The sequence below is a fragment of the Mycolicibacterium austroafricanum genome (assembly GCF_000612725.1).
GTDB lineage: Bacteria > Actinomycetota > Actinomycetes > Mycobacteriales > Mycobacteriaceae > Mycobacterium > Mycobacterium austroafricanum.
Genome location: NZ_HG964454.1, coordinates 310,603 through 327,140, shown reverse-complemented (window position 1 = coordinate 327,140; position 16,538 = coordinate 310,603). Strand labels below are relative to the sequence as shown.

General features: G+C 68.7%; 18 protein-coding genes. 6 read left to right on the top strand and 12 right to left on the bottom strand.

What is annotated here, in order from left to right:
* Nucleotides 1-127: 127 nt before the first annotated feature.
* Both BN976_RS18510 and BN976_RS18505 read left to right on the top strand, forming a co-directional pair.
* Nucleotides 128-2,626: a phosphoketolase family protein gene (locus BN976_RS18510; RefSeq protein WP_011780276.1), complete on the top strand. Its 2,499-nt coding sequence runs from the start codon at nt 128-130 to the stop codon at nt 2,624-2,626.
* 19 nt (nt 2,627-2,645) lie between these two features.
* A complete protein-coding gene (locus BN976_RS18505) occupies nt 2,646-3,407 on the top strand; it encodes a CPBP family intramembrane glutamic endopeptidase (RefSeq protein WP_011780277.1) in 762 nt (253 codons plus the stop codon).
* On the opposite strand, the gene BN976_RS18500 is transcribed toward BN976_RS18505, so the two are convergent.
* A complete protein-coding gene (locus BN976_RS18500; RefSeq protein WP_011780278.1) occupies nt 3,354-3,986 on the bottom strand; it encodes a CGNR zinc finger domain-containing protein in 633 nt (210 codons plus the stop codon). The genes BN976_RS18505 and BN976_RS18500 overlap by 54 nt on opposite strands.
* Before the next feature lie 192 nt (nt 3,987-4,178).
* On the opposite strand from BN976_RS18500, the gene BN976_RS18495 reads away from it, so the two are divergent.
* Complete coding sequence (locus tag BN976_RS18495; protein ID WP_235622078.1) at nt 4,179-4,583, top strand: hypothetical protein; 405 nt, start codon at nt 4,179-4,181, stop codon at nt 4,581-4,583.
* A 4-nt stretch (nt 4,584-4,587) separates the two neighbouring features.
* On the opposite strand, the gene BN976_RS18490 is transcribed toward BN976_RS18495, so the two are convergent.
* The 3 genes from BN976_RS18490 to BN976_RS18480 all read right to left on the bottom strand — a co-directional run bounded on the left by BN976_RS18490 (nt 4,588) and on the right by BN976_RS18480 (nt 7,071).
* Entirely contained in the window at nt 4,588-5,589 is a 1,002-nt protein-coding gene (locus BN976_RS18490; protein ID WP_036372806.1) for a zinc-binding alcohol dehydrogenase family protein, read from the bottom strand.
* Between the two features lie 43 nt (nt 5,590-5,632).
* The gene (locus BN976_RS18485) at nt 5,633-5,938 is read right to left on the bottom strand and encodes a GlsB/YeaQ/YmgE family stress response membrane protein (RefSeq protein ID WP_011780281.1); all 306 of its coding nucleotides are present in this window, start codon (nt 5,936-5,938) and stop codon (nt 5,633-5,635) included.
* 116 nt (nt 5,939-6,054) lie between these two features.
* Nucleotides 6,055-7,071 carry an alanine and proline-rich secreted protein Apa gene (locus BN976_RS18480; protein ID WP_036372803.1) on the bottom strand — a complete coding sequence of 339 codons (1,017 nt, stop codon included), beginning with the start codon at nt 7,069-7,071 and terminating at the stop codon, nt 6,055-6,057.
* A gap of 331 nt (nt 7,072-7,402) precedes the next feature.
* Between BN976_RS18480 and BN976_RS18475 the strand changes: the two genes are divergently transcribed.
* From BN976_RS18475 to BN976_RS18465, 3 genes are all read left to right on the top strand, one after another.
* A complete protein-coding gene (locus BN976_RS18475; RefSeq protein WP_036372800.1) occupies nt 7,403-8,074 on the top strand; it encodes an SDR family oxidoreductase in 672 nt (223 codons plus the stop codon).
* Between the two features lie 99 nt (nt 8,075-8,173).
* The gene (locus BN976_RS18470) at nt 8,174-9,103 is read left to right on the top strand and encodes an LLM class F420-dependent oxidoreductase (RefSeq protein ID WP_011780284.1); all 930 of its coding nucleotides are present in this window, start codon (nt 8,174-8,176) and stop codon (nt 9,101-9,103) included.
* A gap of 122 nt (nt 9,104-9,225) precedes the next feature.
* Nucleotides 9,226-10,599, top strand: coding sequence for a type II NADH:quinone oxidoreductase Ndh (locus BN976_RS18465; protein ID WP_011780285.1), 1,374 nt, complete (start codon nt 9,226-9,228; stop codon nt 10,597-10,599).
* Here the strand turns inward: BN976_RS18465 and BN976_RS18460 are convergent.
* The 8 genes from BN976_RS18460 to BN976_RS18425 all read right to left on the bottom strand — a co-directional run bounded on the left by BN976_RS18460 (nt 10,596) and on the right by BN976_RS18425 (nt 16,532).
* A complete protein-coding gene (locus tag BN976_RS18460) occupies nt 10,596-11,222 on the bottom strand; it encodes an urease accessory protein UreD (RefSeq protein WP_011780286.1) in 627 nt (208 codons plus the stop codon). The two genes, BN976_RS18465 and BN976_RS18460, sit on opposite strands and share 4 nt — an antisense overlap.
* Nucleotides 11,222-11,902, bottom strand: coding sequence for an urease accessory protein UreG (gene ureG / locus BN976_RS18455; protein WP_011780287.1), 681 nt, complete (start codon nt 11,900-11,902; stop codon nt 11,222-11,224). Before ureG ends, BN976_RS18460 begins: the two co-directional genes overlap by 1 nt.
* Nucleotides 11,903-11,916: 14 nt before the next feature.
* Nucleotides 11,917-12,561, bottom strand: a complete 645-nt coding sequence (locus BN976_RS18450; protein WP_036372797.1) for an urease accessory protein UreF — start codon at nt 12,559-12,561, stop codon at nt 11,917-11,919.
* Nucleotides 12,561-14,282 (bottom strand): urease subunit alpha, encoded by a 1,722-nt coding sequence (locus BN976_RS18445; protein ID WP_036372795.1) that lies wholly within the window; start codon nt 14,280-14,282, stop codon nt 12,561-12,563. The genes BN976_RS18450 and BN976_RS18445 overlap by 1 nt, the downstream gene beginning before the upstream one ends.
* Nucleotides 14,279-14,593 (bottom strand): urease subunit beta, encoded by a 315-nt coding sequence (locus tag BN976_RS18440; protein ID WP_011780290.1) that lies wholly within the window; start codon nt 14,591-14,593, stop codon nt 14,279-14,281. Before BN976_RS18440 ends, BN976_RS18445 begins: the two co-directional genes overlap by 4 nt.
* A 42-nt stretch (nt 14,594-14,635) precedes the next feature.
* On the bottom strand, nt 14,636-14,938 hold the full coding sequence (locus BN976_RS18435; protein ID WP_011780291.1) for an urease subunit gamma: 303 nt from the start codon (nt 14,936-14,938) through the stop codon (nt 14,636-14,638).
* A gap of 227 nt (nt 14,939-15,165) precedes the next feature.
* Complete coding sequence (locus tag BN976_RS18430) at nt 15,166-15,570, bottom strand: PaaI family thioesterase (RefSeq protein ID WP_011780292.1); 405 nt, start codon at nt 15,568-15,570, stop codon at nt 15,166-15,168.
* A 188-nt stretch (nt 15,571-15,758) separates the two neighbouring features.
* The gene (locus BN976_RS18425) at nt 15,759-16,532 is read right to left on the bottom strand and encodes a hypothetical protein (RefSeq protein ID WP_036372793.1); all 774 of its coding nucleotides are present in this window, start codon (nt 16,530-16,532) and stop codon (nt 15,759-15,761) included.
* Nucleotides 16,533-16,538: the final 6 nt, after the last annotated feature.

The following is a 16,538-nucleotide window of genomic DNA, read 5'->3' as shown; positions in this document are numbered from 1 at the left end:
CGACGGGCCGACAGCATCCCGTCGGCGACCCAACTGGTGACTAGTCACGATAACGGTGCGCGAAAGATTAACGCGCACGCCATCGGGTACGAGTTGACCGGACCCCGATGCGGAGTTGGATGGAGAGATGACTACCACGACCACAGCCGAGCAGAGCCCGACGACCTCGTGGAGGACCGGGGACCGCCGGCCGCTGGCCGATGCGGAGATCGATCAGCTCGACCGGTGGTGGCGGGCAGCCAACTACCTGTCGGTGGGCCAGATCTACCTGCTCGACAACCCGCTGCTACGCACCCCCCTGACCCGCGACGACGTCAAACCGAGGTTGCTGGGCCACTGGGGCACGACGCCGGGGCTCAACTTCCTCTACGCCCACCTCAACCGGGCGATCAAGGAGCGTGGGCAGTCGACGATCTATCTGACCGGTCCGGGCCACGGCGGCCCGGGGCTGGTGGCCAACGCCTACCTCGACGGCACCTACAGCGAGATCTACTCCGACATCACCCAGGACGCCGAAGGGATGCGCCGGCTGTTCCGCCAGTTCTCCTTCCCCGGCGGCATCCCCTCGCACGTCGCGCCCGAGACCCCCGGGTCGATCCACGAGGGCGGCGAGCTCGGCTACGCGCTGTCCCACGCGTACGGCGCCGCGTTCGACAACCCGGACCTGCTGGTGGCCGCGGTGGTCGGTGACGGAGAGGCCGAGACGGGTCCACTGGCCACCAGCTGGCACTCCAACAAGCTGGTCAACGCCGGCAAGGACGGTGTGGTGCTGCCGATCCTGCACCTCAACGGCTACAAGATCGCCAACCCGACGCTGCTGGCCCGTATCCCCACCGAGGAACTGCGCAGCCTGCTGACCGGTTACGGGCATCACCCCTACTTCTTCGAGGTGCCCGACGACGCGGCCCAGGCTGATCACGCCGATGCCCACCGACGCTTCGCGACCCTGCTCGACGACGTCCTCGACGAGATCGCCGACATCAAGGCCAGAGCCTCAGCAGGTGACGAGTCGCGCCCGAGCTGGCCGATGATCGTCTTCCGCACCCCGAAAGGCTGGACCGGCCCGGCCTACATCGACGGCAAGAAGACCACCGGTTCGTGGCGGGCCCATCAGGTGCCGCTGGCCAACGCCCGCGACACCGCCGAACACCTCGGAGTGCTCGCCGACTGGCTGGGCTCCTACCGGGCCGAGGAGCTGTTCGACACCGACGGAAAGCTGTTGCCCGACATCGCCTCTCTGGCGCCGGCGGGGCCGCTGCGGATGAGCGACAACCCGCACGCCAACGGCGGGCTGCTGCTGAAGGACCTCAGGCTGCCCGACTTCCGGGAGTACGGCGTGGACGTCCCCGCGCCCGGTGCCACCATCGCCGAGGCCACCCGTGTGCTCGGCCAGTGGTTGACCGAGGTGATCCGGCTCAATCCGGACAACTTCCGCATTTTCGGACCCGACGAGACCGCGTCCAACCGGCTGCAGGCCGTCTACGACGCCACCGACAAGCAGTGGAACGCCGAGTTCTTCGGTCCGGAGGTCGACGAGCACCTGGCGCGGGCGGGCCGGGTGGTCGAGATGCTCTCCGAGCACCAGTGCCAGGGGTGGCTGGAGGGCTATCTGCTGACCGGTCGGCACGGACTGTTCAACTGCTACGAGGCTTTCATCCACATCATCGACTCGATGCTCAACCAGCACGCCAAGTGGCTCAAGGTCACCAACGGCATCCCGTGGCGGCGGCCCATCGCCAGTCTGAACTACCTGTTGTCCAGCCATGTCTGGCGCCAGGACCACAACGGGTTCTCGCACCAGGACCCGGGTTTCATCGACCACGTGGTGAACAAGAGCGCCAAGGTGGTGCGCGTCTACCTTCCGCCGGACGCCAACACGTTGCTGTCCACCTACGACCACTGCCTGCGCTCGCGCCAATACGTCAACGTCGTCGTCGCGGGCAAGCAGCCGTCGCCCAATTTCCTGACGATGGAGCAGGCGGTCGCGCACTGCATCCGCGGGCTGGGCATCTGGGAGTGGGCCGGTTCGGAGCAGTTGGGCACCGACCCCGACGTCGTCCTCGCGGCCGCCGGGGACATTCCGACGCTGGAGGCGCTGGCCGCCGCCGACATCCTGCGCCGACACCTGCCGGACCTGAAGCTCCGCTTCGTCAACGTGGTGGATCTGATGCGGCTGCAGGACCGTACCGAGCACCCGCACGGGCTGTCCGACCGCGACTTCGACATGATCTTCACCACCGATCGGCCCATCATCTTCGCCTACCACGGCTACCCGTGGCTGATCCACCGGCTGACCTACCGGCGTGCGGGCCACGCCAACCTCCACGTCCGCGGTTACAAGGAGGAAGGCACCACGACGACACCGTTCGACATGGTGATGCTCAACGACCTCGACCGCTACCACCTGGTGATGGACGTGATCGACCGGGTCCCGTCGCTGGGTTCGACGTGTGCGACGCTGCGCCAGCAGATGGCCGACAAGCGCATCGCGGCGCGTGAGTACACCCGCGCCCACGGCGACGACATCCCCGAGGTCAAGGACTGGGTCTGGCCGGCGGCGCGGGAGTCGGGATTCGGTACCGCGGCCGCCGACGCCACCGCAGCCACCGGGGGTGACAACGAATAGCCGGTATCCTGGTGCAGTTATGTCTGACGCCATCGCCGCACCGGTCGAGCACCATCCGTGGATGGGGCACCTGTCGGCGCTGCATCACTTCCGGATCTACGTCGACATCGCGATCGTCGTCGTCGTACTGGCGCTGACGAACCTGCTGGCGCACTTCACGACGCCGTGGGCGAACATCGCCGTCGTCCCCGCGGCCGCGGTCGGGCTGCTGCTGCTGGTCCGGTCCCGCGGTCTCGGGTGGTCCGAGCTGGGCCTGGGCCGTGAGCACTGGAAATCCGGTGCAGGCTACGCCCTCGGGGCGGTCGCGCTCGTCGGGACGGTCATCGCCGTCGGTGTCCTGCTGCCGGTCACCCGGCCGATGTTCCTGAACGACAACTACGCGACGCTGTCGGGCGCGCTGGTCGCGTCGATGATCATCATTCCGCTGCAGACCGTGATCCCCGAAGAGCTGGCGTTCCGTGGCGTGCTGCACGGGGCGCTGGACCGGGCGTGGGGTTGGCGTGGTGTCGCCGCCGCAGGTTCGCTGCTGTTCGGGTTGTGGCACATCGCCACGTCGCTGGGCCTGACCGCCAGCAATGTCGGCTTCACCAAGATCCTCGGCGGCGGGGTGTTCGGCATGGTGGTCGGCGTCGTCGGCGCGGTGATCGCCACGGCCGCGGCGGGTTTCGTGTTCACCTGGTTACGCCGCCGCAGCGGCAGCCTGATCGCCCCCATCGCCCTGCACTGGTCACTCAACGGGCTGGGCGCGCTGGCCGCCGCCCTGGTGTGGCACCTGTCCTGACGGTCCGTCGGCGCGCCTTCGCGCACGGAACTGCCGGTTCTTGAGCTTGTTGCCGCAGGACGCCATGTCGCACCATGTGCCGCCGTGGTTGCGGGAGGAGTCGTAGAACACCCACCGGCATTCGTCGTTACCGCACGCCTTGAGCAGCGCCCAGGTGCCGTCGCGCTGCCCGTCGCGGATCACCGGAAGCAGGCCGGCGAGCCGATCGGCCACGCTGTCGCCGTCGACCCGCAACGTCACCACACCTCCGTCCCCGACCGCTGCCTGCAGCCGGCCCTTCGCCGCGATCCGCTGCAGTGGGGCCACCGCCTCGGGCCCCGGCCGGGGACCTCCCGCGTTGTGGATCAGCAACGCCCGCAACGCTTCACGCACCTCGATGGCCAGCGCCAGGTCGGCGGCGGTCAACTCGGCCGACGGCGCCAACAGCCCGTTGGCGATCATCCACGGCCGTGCGTCGGAGGGGTCGGCAAGGCGATCGGCGCCGTCGGGCCGTTCCACCGTGTTGACGAGCGCCTGGATACGCCGCAGGGGCTGCGGCGCGGGCTTCGGTTCGTCGTCATCCGGCCAGTTCGCGCGCACACCAGAAGACTAGCACCATGACCATCAAAATGGCTTGACCAGTCATGAGTGACCGGTATAACGTTTTCGATAGTCACCCATGGAAAGCGAGAGCGAAAAATGTCCCGACCCCGAACTTCAGCCGGAGCGCCGCTCGGGGCCGCTATGGGCGGCCGAGTCGTGCAGCGTCAACCCCGACCCCAGCGTCATCGGTTGCGCGCTCGGCTGACCGCCCGGCTGCGGGCGCGCTCGCTGGACCGGCAGCTCGCGGTCGGCGTCGCAGCCGCCGCGGGTAGCCCCCTGGCCGCGCACCGCCACCGCATCACCTCGACGCCGGAGCGGCAGGCCATCGCGCACGCGCTGAGCATCGCCGTATCCGACGCCCGCCGAGGAGCGTCACTGCCACCGGTGCCGCGGACTCCGCTGGACATCCGTGCCGTCACCGCCGCCCAGGCGCTGATCGAGCGGCTGATCCAGCGCCTGCACGCTCCCGGCCCGGTGTGTGAACGCGGCATGGCGCGGCTGCGGCTCCTGCTCTCCGATGGCTCGGGACCGCTGTACCGGTGCGGAAGCGGTGACCTGCCGGGCCGCCTGGGCGCCGCGCTCGCCGAGCTCTGAGGGATCAGACCACCAACACCGCCGCGCCCGCGATCCTGCCGGTGCACAGGTCGCCGAGCGCGTCGTCGGCACGGTCGAGCGGATACCGCGGGCTGGTGACCTCGAGCCGGTGCCCCGCGGCGAAATCGAGGAAGGCCTGCGCATCGGCGCGGGTGTTCGCCGTCACCGAGCGCATCTGCCGCTCCCGGAACAGATGCCGCTGGTAGTTCAGCACCGGGATGTCGCTGAGGTGGATGCCGGCGATGGACAGCGTGCCGCCGCGATCCAGCGCCTCCATGGCCGGCAACACCAGATCGCCGACCGGGGCGAACAGGATCGCGGCATCAAGCGGCACCGGCGGCGGGTCGGCGGCCCCCTGTGCGGACGCCGCGCCGAGCGAAAGCGCCAGTTCACGCGCCTGCTCGCCACGGGTCATGACATGCACCTCGGCACCCCCGGCCAACGCCACCTGAGCCGTCAGATGCGCGCTCCCGCCGAATCCGTAGATCCCCAGGCGCCCGCCGGGCGGCAACTCCGCACGCAGCAGCGCGCGATAGCCGATGATGCCGGCGCACAACAGCGGGGCGAGTTCGGTATCGGAGTAGCCGTCGGGTAGCCGCAGCGCGAAGTCGGCGGGCACCGTCGCGAACTCGGCGTAACCTCCGTCGGCATCCCAGCCGGTGTAGCGGGATTCCGGGCACAGGTTCTCCTGGCCGCGCAGACAGTACCTGCACGTGCCGCAGGTGTGGCGCAGCCACGCGATGCCGACCCGGTCACCGACCGCGAACCGCGACCCGGCGTTCGGGCCGAGCGCCACCACTTCACCGACCACCTCGTGACCCGGGATCACCTGGGGTCGGTGCACGGGGAGGTCGCCCTCGGCCACGTGCAGGTCGGTGCGGCACACGCCGCAGGCCCGTACGGCGACCAGCAGCTCGTCGGGACCGGGCTGCGGCACCGGCACTGTGGCGCGTACCAGCGGCTTGGTGGCCATCGGGCCCGGCCTGCGCACCTGCCATGCACGCATCGTCGGGGCGGTCACGCCCTCACGATGCCATGGCGCACCGCCCCTAGGTACGGGACTTCGTCACCATTCCGACGATCCACAGCAGGATCACCGAGCCGAGGATCGCAGTGAACAACGTGAACCACCAGCCACCGCCCGCGGTGTCCAGGAAGAAACTCAACAGGAACCCGCCGACGAGGGCACCGACGATACCGATCACGATGTTCATCAGGATGCCCGAACCGGACCCCTTGACGATCTTGCCGGCGATCCAACCCGCGATCGCCCCGATGATGATGTAGCCGATCCAGCCCACGCTGGTCAGCGTGGACGATCGGGCGAGGAACTCGGTAGCTGCAACGACGTCCATCAGGAACTCCTACCTGTCACCAGCCCAACCCGGTGCGTCTGCGACCGGGCCATTGCCCAGATATACCTAAACCGAGTAACGAAACGGCGGTGGAAACAGGCAGCGAACGGACACGATCAGGCCGGCGGCAGCATCCCGGGGGCCGTGTTCGGATCTACCGGAACCGGCACGCCGACGGCGGGCCGAGGTGCCGGGGCGTTGGGATCCGGCGGCGGCGCGTTCGGGTCCGGGGGCGGCACCGGAGCGTTCGGGTCGGCCGGAGGCGGCGGTGGCGGCGGCGTCCACGGGCGGATCGAGTTGGCCAATGTGACGGCTTCGGCCTGCGGGATCGGATTGGTCGCCGTGCCGAGCCACACCACGAACCAGCGTTCGGGGGTGCGCTGTCCACGCGGGGTGCCCGGTGCGACGGGTTCCCCGACGACGCCGGCCCAGATCTGTCCGTTGGGCTTGTTGGTGTCGCTGAACTTCACCTCGTAGTACGAGGCCACACCGTTGTTGTCGAGCGGGACGACCTGCTGGTTGACCCGGGTGCCGGGGAACGGCATGAAGAACTCACCCATGTCCGAGGCCAGCCGCTGGGCGGCCTTGGTGTTGTCGTTCTCCGCTCCCGCGAACAGCTTCAGGTCGAGGCGGCCCAACAGCACGCTGGTGTCGTTCGGCGGCTGCGCGTCCGGCGGCGCACCCTCGGGTGGCAGCTTCGTCAGCAGCGCCTGGCCGTACGACAGCTGGGTGGAATCGGAGACCTCCCAGCCGGCCGGCACGACATAGCTGAAGCCGCCGGCGGCATTGTCGATGCGGCCCGGCTCGGGGGCCGGGGGCACCGGAGCGTTGGGGTCGGCGGGCGGCGGCACGGGAGCGTTCGGATCGACCGGCGGCGGCGGAGGCACGGGAGCGTTCGGATCGACCGGCGGCGGGGGGACCGGAGCGTTCGGATCGACCGGCGGCGGCGGCACCGGCGGTGCTTCCACCGCAGGCGGAGGCGCCGGACTGGGCGGCGGCGCCGGCTGGGCGTAGGCCACCGCGGGCAGCGTGAACACTGCGGTCAACGCTGCGGTGGCGCCGGTCAGTGCCGACCGTCGGAACGACGTCGGAAGACCTTTGCGGCGCTTGGCATGCATGTCCGGCTGATCCATGGGGAAGAAACTACCGTGTCGCTGGCGTGACGCAAATGTGAGGTCCTCAAGAAGTGCCAAATTGTTATATTGCTGCCAGCTGAATAACAGCTGCTCATCAGCATCAGGACTGTTCGCTGGCGCGCCAGACCACCCGCGCGTGGCGCGGGTGGTTGTGACATATCCCCAAAGCGAGGCGGGCGGTCTCCTGCCCTGTCCATCGCGGCGGCCCCAGGCAGCGTTACCAGTGGACCTCAGGTCCGGCGCGTCGCATTTTCCCATCTAGCTACTGTCCAGTAACATAAGCGGCACTCGCTGGGGTTCAGCGCCGAACACAACAGGAGGGCCCACGATGGATGTCCTGATCACGGGATGCGACACAGATCTGGGTCGCACGATCGCGGAGAGCTTCTCCGAAGCCGGCCACAAGGTGCTGGTCGGCGGTCGCCGCCGCGATGAACTCGAGGTCCTCGCGAAGGAACTCGATGTCGACGCGCTGGTGTTCGACAACACCGATCCGGCCTCGGTCGCCGCACTCCACGGCCAGGTGCCGGCCCACCTCGACACCATCATCAATGTGCCGGCCCCCACCTGGACCGTAGGTGATCCCCGCACCTACACGCTGGCCGACCACGCCGCGGAATGGCGCGGCCTTTTCGACGCCGGTCTGGTGGCCTCGGTACTGACCGTCCAGGTGCTCGGCGACCACATGCGTTCGGGGGGGTCCATCATCAACGTGATCCCCGACTTCGTGCGCGACGGCAGTGCCGCGGCAGCGGTCAAGGCAGCGGTCTCGGACTGGACCGCCGGCCAGGCTGACCAGTTCGGTGTCCGCGGCATCACCGTCAACGCCGTCGCCGTCGGACGTGGGGTCGAACCCGGCTACGACGGACTCGGCAGCACACCGCCGTCGGTCGCCGCGGAAATCTCCCGCCTGTCGCTGTTCCTCACCACCCCGGCCGCGCGGCACATCACCGGGCAGACACTGCACGTCACTCACGGCGCGCTGGCCAACTTCGGCTGAGCTCCCGGGGCCGAACTGCGTTCCGGCAGCTTTTATTCCGCGCTTCGCGGCAAGTGAAACGAGCGACGGCGCGCGGCGGGCGATCGTAGGGTCGAACGCGTGACCATTCGACTCGGCCTGCAGATCAACAACTTCTCCTACGGGACCCCCGTCCCCGACCTGTTCCCCACCGTCGTCGCGCAAGCGCAGGAAGCCGACGCCTCCGGTTTCGACTCGGTCTTCGTGATGGACCACTTCTACCAACTGCCCGGTCTCGGCACCCCCGACCAGCCGATGCTGGAGGCCTACACCGCGCTCGGCGCGCTGGCGGCCGTCACCCAGAACGTGCAGTTGGGCACGCTGGTCACCGGCAACACCTACCGCAACCCCACGCTGCTGGCCAAGAACATCACCACTCTCGACGTGATCAGTCAGGGCCGGGCCGTTCTCGGTATCGGCACCGGCTGGTTCGAGCTCGAACACGACCAGCTGGGCTACGAGTTCGGCACGTTCACCGAGCGGTTCGACAAGCTCGACGAGGCACTGCAGATCATCGTCCCGATGCTCAAGGGCGAGCGGCCCACGTTCACCGGACGGCACTACCGCGTGCAGGAGGCGATGGCCAATCCCCGCTTCCGGGAGCATATTCCGCTGATGATCGGCGGAAGCGGCGAAAAGAAGACGATCCCGCTGGCGGCACGGCATTTCGACCACCTCAACGTGATCGCCGGATTCGACGAGCTGGCCAGGAAGATCGAGGTGATCGAGCAGCGCTGCGCGGACATCGACCGTGATCCGGCCACCCTGGAGACCAGCGTGCTGGTCGGGGCCCTCGTCGGCGACGACGTCTCCCCCGACCAGATTCCCGACGAGTTCAAACAGCGGATGGTGGCCGGGACCGTCGACCAGGTGGCCGAGCAGATCAAGACCAAGGTCCTCGACGCCGGCATCGACGGGGTCATCCTCTACGTGCCCACCCAGATCGTCGGCTACCAGCCAGGGCAGATCACCGCACTCGGCGAGGCCCTCGCACCGCTGGTCACCGCCTGATCCCCGGGCGGTGGGGCATCTCACTGCGCCGCGAGGATGAGCAGCGACTAAGGTTCTCGTTGTTCTGAATGGGTAAAGAAGGAAGGTCCGCGGACCCACCAAAGCCCCGACAAGGAGCCGCAATGAGCCATCCCGGAGCCACTCCATCCGATCGCCACAAGGTGGTGATCATCGGATCGGGATTCGGTGGGTTGACCGCAGCCAAGACCCTGAAGCGGGCAGACGTCGACATCAAGTTGATCGCCCGCACCACCCACCACCTTTTCCAGCCGCTGCTCTACCAGGTCGCGACCGGCATCATCTCGGAAGGCGAGATCGCCCCCGCGACCCGAGTCATCCTGCGCAACCAGAAGAACGCCCAGGTGCTGCTCGGCGACGTCACCGGCATCGATCTGCAGACCAAGACCGTGCGCTCGGAGTTGCTCGGGCACACCTACGTCACACCGTTCGACAGCCTGATCGTCGCGGCGGGTGCAGGCCAGTCCTACTTCGGCAACGACCACTTCGCCGAGTGGGCGCCCGGCATGAAATCCATCGACGACGCGCTGGAACTTCGTGGGCGCATCCTCGGCGCGTTCGAGCAGGCCGAGCGGTCCAGCGATCCGGCCCGCCGGGAGAAGCTGCTGACGTTCGTCGTCGTGGGCGCAGGTCCGACCGGCGTCGAAATGGCCGGCCAGATCGCCGAATTGGCCGACCACACACTCAAAGGCGCCTTCCGCCACATCGATTCGACCAAGGCGCGGGTGATCCTGCTCGACGCCGCGCCCGCCGTGCTGCCACCGATGGGTGAGAAGCTCGGCAAGAAGGCGCAGGCCCGGCTGGAGAAGCTGGGTGTCGAGATCCAGCTCAACGCGATGGTCACCGACGTCGACCGCAACGGCATCACCGTCAAGGACCCCGACGGGACTATCCGCCGGATCGAGGCGGCGTGCAAGGTGTGGTCGGCCGGTGTGTCGGCAAGCCCGCTGGGCCGGGACCTGGCCGAGGGGTCCGGCGTCGAACTCGACCGTGCCGGCCGGGTGAAGGTGCTGCCCGACCTGTCGCTCCCCGGCCACCCGAACGTTTTCGTCGTCGGTGACATGGCGGCCGTCGAGGGGGTGCCCGGCATGGCGCAGGGCGCGATCCAGGGTGGGAAGTACGCCGCAAAGGCGATCGCCGCCGGGCTCAAGGGCGCCGATCCCACAGAGCGTGAACCGTTCAAGTACTTCGACAAGGGCTCGATGGCCACCGTGTCCAGGTTCAGCGCGGTCGCCAAGATCGGGCCACTGGAGTTCGAGGGCTTCGTCGCCTGGCTGGCCTGGCTGGTGCTGCACCTGGTGTACCTGGTCGGCTTCAAGACCAAGATCGTCACGCTGCTGTCGTGGACGGTGACGTTCCTGTCGACCAAGCGTGGTCAGCTGACCATCACCGAGCAGCAGGCCTACGCACGGACACGCATCGAGGAACTCGAGGAGATCGCCGCGTCCGTCCAGGAGACCGAGCGGGCCGCCAGTTAGAGCCGCTCACCCTGCCAGGTGGCCAGGCATCCGCCGGCCGCCAGCGCCAGCGTCACCCCGGGCGCGTCGACTTCGCTTCGCGGATAATGGAATTCGCTGATGCATGCGCGTGGCGCTGCGATCTCGTCGTCGGCCGGCGATCCGCTGCCCAGCTCCACCCGGTGCCGCAGGCACGGTGTCCCGTCGACGTCGGCGTGCAGTGAGCCTGACCAGAATCCTTGCCGCTCACCGGTTCTGCCGATCTGGACCCGCTCGCGCAGGCGGAGCACTCCTGCGTCGGTCAGCGTCACACGGGTCGACGTATGGTGCCGCGACGCGGCCGCCACGATCGTCGGCTCGGGGTCCAGGTCGAGCTCACCGGCCACGTCGAGGTCCCATGTGGCGTGCGACTCGGTGGTGACCGGGCCCGGGAGCGCAACCGTCGCCGCCACGGTGCGCACGTTCAGCCGCGCGCCCACCTCGACGACGATGCGCATCGCTATTGCGTCGCCGCCCAGCGGGGTGGCCGCCGAGGACACCAGATGCACGGTGTCTTGCCCGGTGCGGCGCGCCGCGATCCCGCCGGTGCACTCGATGTGAGGGCTGCGGCCGGGCCTGGCGACGATCACGATGTCCGAACGCACTACACCGCCTGCGCGACCCGGAGTTGTTCGCGCACCCAACTCAACACCGGCGTGGCGGCCGGATCCACGGCCAGCGAGATGAGTTCGAAAGGCCGGTCCCCACGCACCGCGGCAGCGTCGCGCCGCATCACCTCGAGGTCGGCCCCCACCAGCGGGGCGAGGTCGGTCTTGTTGACCACCAGCAGGTCCGAGAACGTCACACCGGGCCCACCTTTGCGGGGCACCTTGTCCCCGCCCGCGACGTCGATGACGAAGATCTGCACGTCGACCAGGCCCGACGAGAACGTCGCGGTCAGGTTGTCGCCACCGGATTCCACCAGGATCAGATCCAGATCGTCATGCCCGGCGATCAGATCGTCGATGGCGTCGAGATTGGCGGTGATGTCGTCGCGGATAGCAGTGTGCGGGCAACCGCCGGTCTGCACCGCGGCGATGCGGTCGTCGGGCAGCACGGCGTGGCGGCGCAGGAAGTCGGCGTCCTCGGTGGTGTAGATGTCGTTGGTCAGCACCGCGAGCGACAACTCGTCGCGAAGCTGACGGCACAGTGCCGCCACCAACGCGGTCTTGCCGGAACCCACCGGACCGCCGACCCCGATGCGCAGCGGTTCCCCCGGCTGCCGTACCCGGCGGGGACGGTCGGTGTGGCCGTGCGGCTGACCGTCAAGAAAGTGCGGTGGCATGTGAACAACCTTCTCTAGGAGGCGAACAGCGGGCGCTCGCGTTCGAGGTGCCGCTGGGCGAGGACATCGAGCAGCGGATCGGACAGGTCGGCGAGCTCCTTGGCGGCCTCGGCGGCGGTGTGCTCGCACAGCGGTGACAACGCGAACGTCACCGCCGCGACGTCGCCGGGATCGAGTGCCAGCAGCCGCTGCGCCGCGGTGGCCGACCCCGTCATCGTCGTGTACACGACCGACAGCGCGGTGTGGTCCGGGGCCAGACCACCGGCCCGGCCGGCGACCCCGGCGGCCACCGCCAGGTGCGGGGTGGCGCCCAGTCCATCCCAGTCCTGCTCCGGCCACACCCGCCGCGCCAGCCGGACAAGGCCGCGACCCTGTGCGCGCGACGCCGCGCGTGCCGCGGGAGACGGTGTGCGCGCGTCGGTTTCGGCGTCGCCCGCCTCCCCCGCCGCGGCCGGCAGGGATCCTCGGTGCACGGCGGCCGCCAGCGACGCGGTGACCAGCCCGCTGGTGCGGATGCGGCGCGTCAGATACGCGCGCAGCGTGGCCAGGTCGACCACCAGGCCGCTGCTCACCGCTTCCTCGACGCCGCCCGAGTGCACATGGCCCCCGGTCGGGAGCCGGGAGTCGGACAGGACCAGCAGGGTGGCGAGATTGGACATCAGAAAAGGAAGTAGCGCTGGGCCATCGGGAGTTCGGTGGCGGGTTGCTCCTGCCAGACCTCGCCGTCGATGCGCACCGTGAACGTGTCGGGGTCCACCTCGATGTCCGGCGTGGCGTCGTTGAGTGGCATCTGCGCCTTGCCGACGCCACGCACGTTACCGACCGCGACGAGCTTGCGGTTCACCGCGATCCGGTCGGCCAGACGGTCCTCGATGGCCTGGGGCGCGACGAAGTGCACCGACGTCGCGGCGGCCGCCGCGGGGGCCGCACCGAACATCGGCCGCGGCAGCACCGGCTGCGGCGTCGGGATGGACGCGTTCGCATCGCCCATCGCCGCCCACGCGATCATGCCGCCCTTGACCACGGCGTGTGGGCGCACCCCGAAGAACGCCGGCTCCCACAACACCAGGTCGGCCAGCTTGCCGACCTCGACCGAGCCGATCTCGCCGTCCAGCCCGTGCGCCACCGCCGGGCAGATGGTGTACTTCGCCACGTAGCGCTTCGCGCGGGCGTTGTCGGCTTTCGTGTCACCGGGCAGAAAGCCCCTGCGGCGCTTCATCACATGTGCGGTCTGCCAGGTGCGCATCACCACCTCGCCGATGCGGCCCATCGCCTGCGCGTCGCTGCCGATCATCGAGATCGCCCCGATGTCGTGAAGCAGGTCCTCGGCCGCGATCGTCGACGGCCGGATCCGGCTCTCCGCGAACGCCAGATCCTCGGGGACGCTGGGGTTGAGGTGATGGCACACCATGAGCATGTCGAGGTGCTCGTCGAGCGTGTTGACCGTGTGCGGACGCGTCGGGTTGGTCGAACTCGGCAGCACGTTGGGATGGCCTGCGACGGTGATGATGTCGGGTGCGTGGCCGCCACCGGCGCCTTCGGTGTGATAGGCGTGGATCGACCGGCCCTTGATCGCGGCCAGCGTGTGCTCGACGAAGCCGGCTTCGTTGAGCGTGTCGGTGTGGATGTTCGCCTGCACACCGGCGGCGTCGCACACGGTCAGGCAGGCGTCGATGGCGGCGGGGGTGGTCCCCCAGTCCTCGTGCAGCTTGAAACCCGCGGCACCGCCCCGCAACTGCTCCCACATCGCCTCGGCGCTGACGGTGTTCCCCTTGCCGAGCAACGCGATGTTGAGCGGCCAGGTGTCGAGAGCCTCGAGCATGCGTGCGAGATGCCAGGCGCCGGGGGTGACCGTGGTGGCCTTGCTGCCCTCGGCGGGGCCGGTGCCGCCCGCCACGATCGTGGTGATGCCGCCGCCGAGCGCCTCCGCCATGATCTGCGGGCAGATCAGGTGCACGTGGCAGTCGATCGCGCCTGCGGTGACGATGCGGCCGTTGCCGGCGATGATCTCGGTGGACGGACCCACGACGAGGCCGGGGTGCACACCGGTCATGATGTCGGGATTGCCGGCCTTGCCGATCGCGGTGATCCGGCCGTCCCGGATGCCGATGTCGGCCTTGATGATTCCCCAGTAGTCGAGGATCACCGCGCCCGTGATGACCGTGTCGGGGGCGCCGTCTGCCCTGGTGACCCGCGACTGGCCCATCGATTCGCGCAGCACCTTGCCACCGCCGAACACCGCCTCGTCGCCGGCCAGACCCGGCCCGCCGCTGCGGTCCTCGGTGATCTCGATCAGCAGGTCGGTGTCGGCGAGTCGGATGCGGTCGCCCGTCGTCGGGCCGTACAGCGCCGCATACCGCTCGCGGGAGAGCTGGGTCATGACGCGTCCAATCTGCCGGGCGGATCCAGGGTCAAGCCGTGAACTTCCCGCGCACCACCCAGAGGGATGAGGCGAACATGTTGAGCCACACCGGGTTCGAATCGGATCGCGGTACCCGCAGGGATGTCGAACCGGTAGCCGTGCGCGGCGGCGCGATCGAACTCCAACGCGCCGTTGGCTTGTGGCACGTGCACGTGGCTACCGACCTGCACCGGCCGGTCGCCGGTGTTGACGATCGGCAACTCCAGCCGCACCGCACCAGCGTTGATCTCGATGTCGCCGTCGCCGAAGACGAACTCCCCTGGTATCACGGTGTCCTCCCTGTGCTCGTCACGCAATTGCTCATCGCCGCCTCACGGGATCGGGTGGTGGACGGTGACGAGCTTGGTGCCGTCGGGGAACGTGGCCTCCACCTGGACGTCGTGAAGCATCTCGGGGACACCGTCCATGACGTCGGCGCGGCCCAGGACCGCGCGGCCACTGACCATCAGTTCGGCCACGGTGCGGCCGTCACGGGCGCCTTCGAGGATGTGGTCGGTGATCACCGCCACCGCCTCGGGATGATTCAGCTTCAAGCCACGCGCCTGGCGGCGGCGGGCGAGTTCGGCGGCATACGAGAGCAGCAGCCGTTCCTGTTCATGCGGCGTCAAACGCATAGTGGGCGATCCTGCCACGACACAGCGCTGTCAGCAGCGCGCAAACCTGCGGCTGTCGTCTGCGCCCCTATTCGACGCTACGCATCGGTACCGCATTCGACGCTACGCATCGGTACTGGATTCGACGCTACGCATCGGTACCGGATTCGACGCTACGCATCGGTACCGGATTCGACGCTACGCATCGGAACCGGATTCGACGCTACGCATCGGAACCGGATTCGACGCTACGCATCGGTGATGTTCTGGAGCCTTACCTGTCCGCGGGCCACCACCCGGTCGGCCTCGTCGGTGATGGTGATCAGCCACAGTTGCTGGCGGCGCCCGCGGTGAATGGGGCTCGACGTCGCGGTGACCGTGCCCGACCGGATCGCGCGCAGGAAATCGGTGTTGTTGTTGACACCGACGACAGTGCCGCCGCCGTTCTGGCTGAGCCACACGTGACCGGACACACTGGCCAGACTCTCGATCACCGCGCAGTAGACACCGCCGTGCACGATCCCCCACGGCTGCAACAGCTTTTCGGTGATCTCCAGCTGGGCGCGTCCGCCGTCGGGCGTCATCTCCAGATACGTCAGGCCGAGTTCTTTGTCGAATCCCTCGCCGAGGCCCTCGGGAACGTCAGTCGTCACGCGTCGTGTCTACACGGCCGGCCGGCCGGATCCGACGCGGGGGTCGCCGCGAGACACCGGCGAAAGCGGAAGGGCCCCACACCGATGGCGTGGGGCCCTTCCTTCGGTCGGACCGGGGGTCTCTGCAGCCCTCAGCGACTCCGGCGCGGTCCGTTGGTTCCGATGCTCAAAGCATAGGCAAGGCTTGCCTAATTAAGCAAGACCTTCCCGCAATTCGCCCGCGACGTACCGCGCACCGGCAGTCCGAAGCCGACGAGCGCATCGAGCACGGCCTGCCCTCGCCGCATGCTGACCACCTCACTGGCGCCGGAGAGCAGTGGGATCTGCGTCGCCACGCTGACGACCGTGCCACCGACGATGTGCCACATCGCCGAGACCGGGACCGCCCCCGCGCTGACCGCGGCGAGTTTGTCGAAGATCGGCCCGAGCGCGCGATGACTGCGGTGGGCGACCCAGGTCGTCAGCGCCGCTTCGCTGGGCAGCGCGACGATCCCATCGCCCGTCGAGCGGCACCTCCTCCCGCGGCTTGCGAAGACGGGATCGTCCGGCAGTGCCCGCACCGTCGGATCGGCGACCCCGACCCAGTCGATGGAGCCCTCGGAGTCGACGTGCACCCACAGGTTCTCCAGACCGGTGTCCCACGCACGCCCCTCCAGGGCGAGGAGCGCAGTGACCCGACCGACCACGACATGAGCGAACGTGGCGGCCAACTGTTGGGTCACCGCGACAGAGCTCTCGGTTTCGACGAGGGCGGCGTCGAACATGGTGTTCAGGCGGTCCGTCGTGACGATCTCCGCCAGCGGCCACCAACGTCGCCGCGACAGATCGCCCATCACGGCGACTCCGTAGACGCGCGGGCATTCGGGGTACAGCTCCCGGAGTCGGCGGCTCGATTCGTGTATCGGCAGCGGTTGACCGATCGCCATGCTCGCAATCAGCGGATCCTCGACGAGAACCGTCATGACACC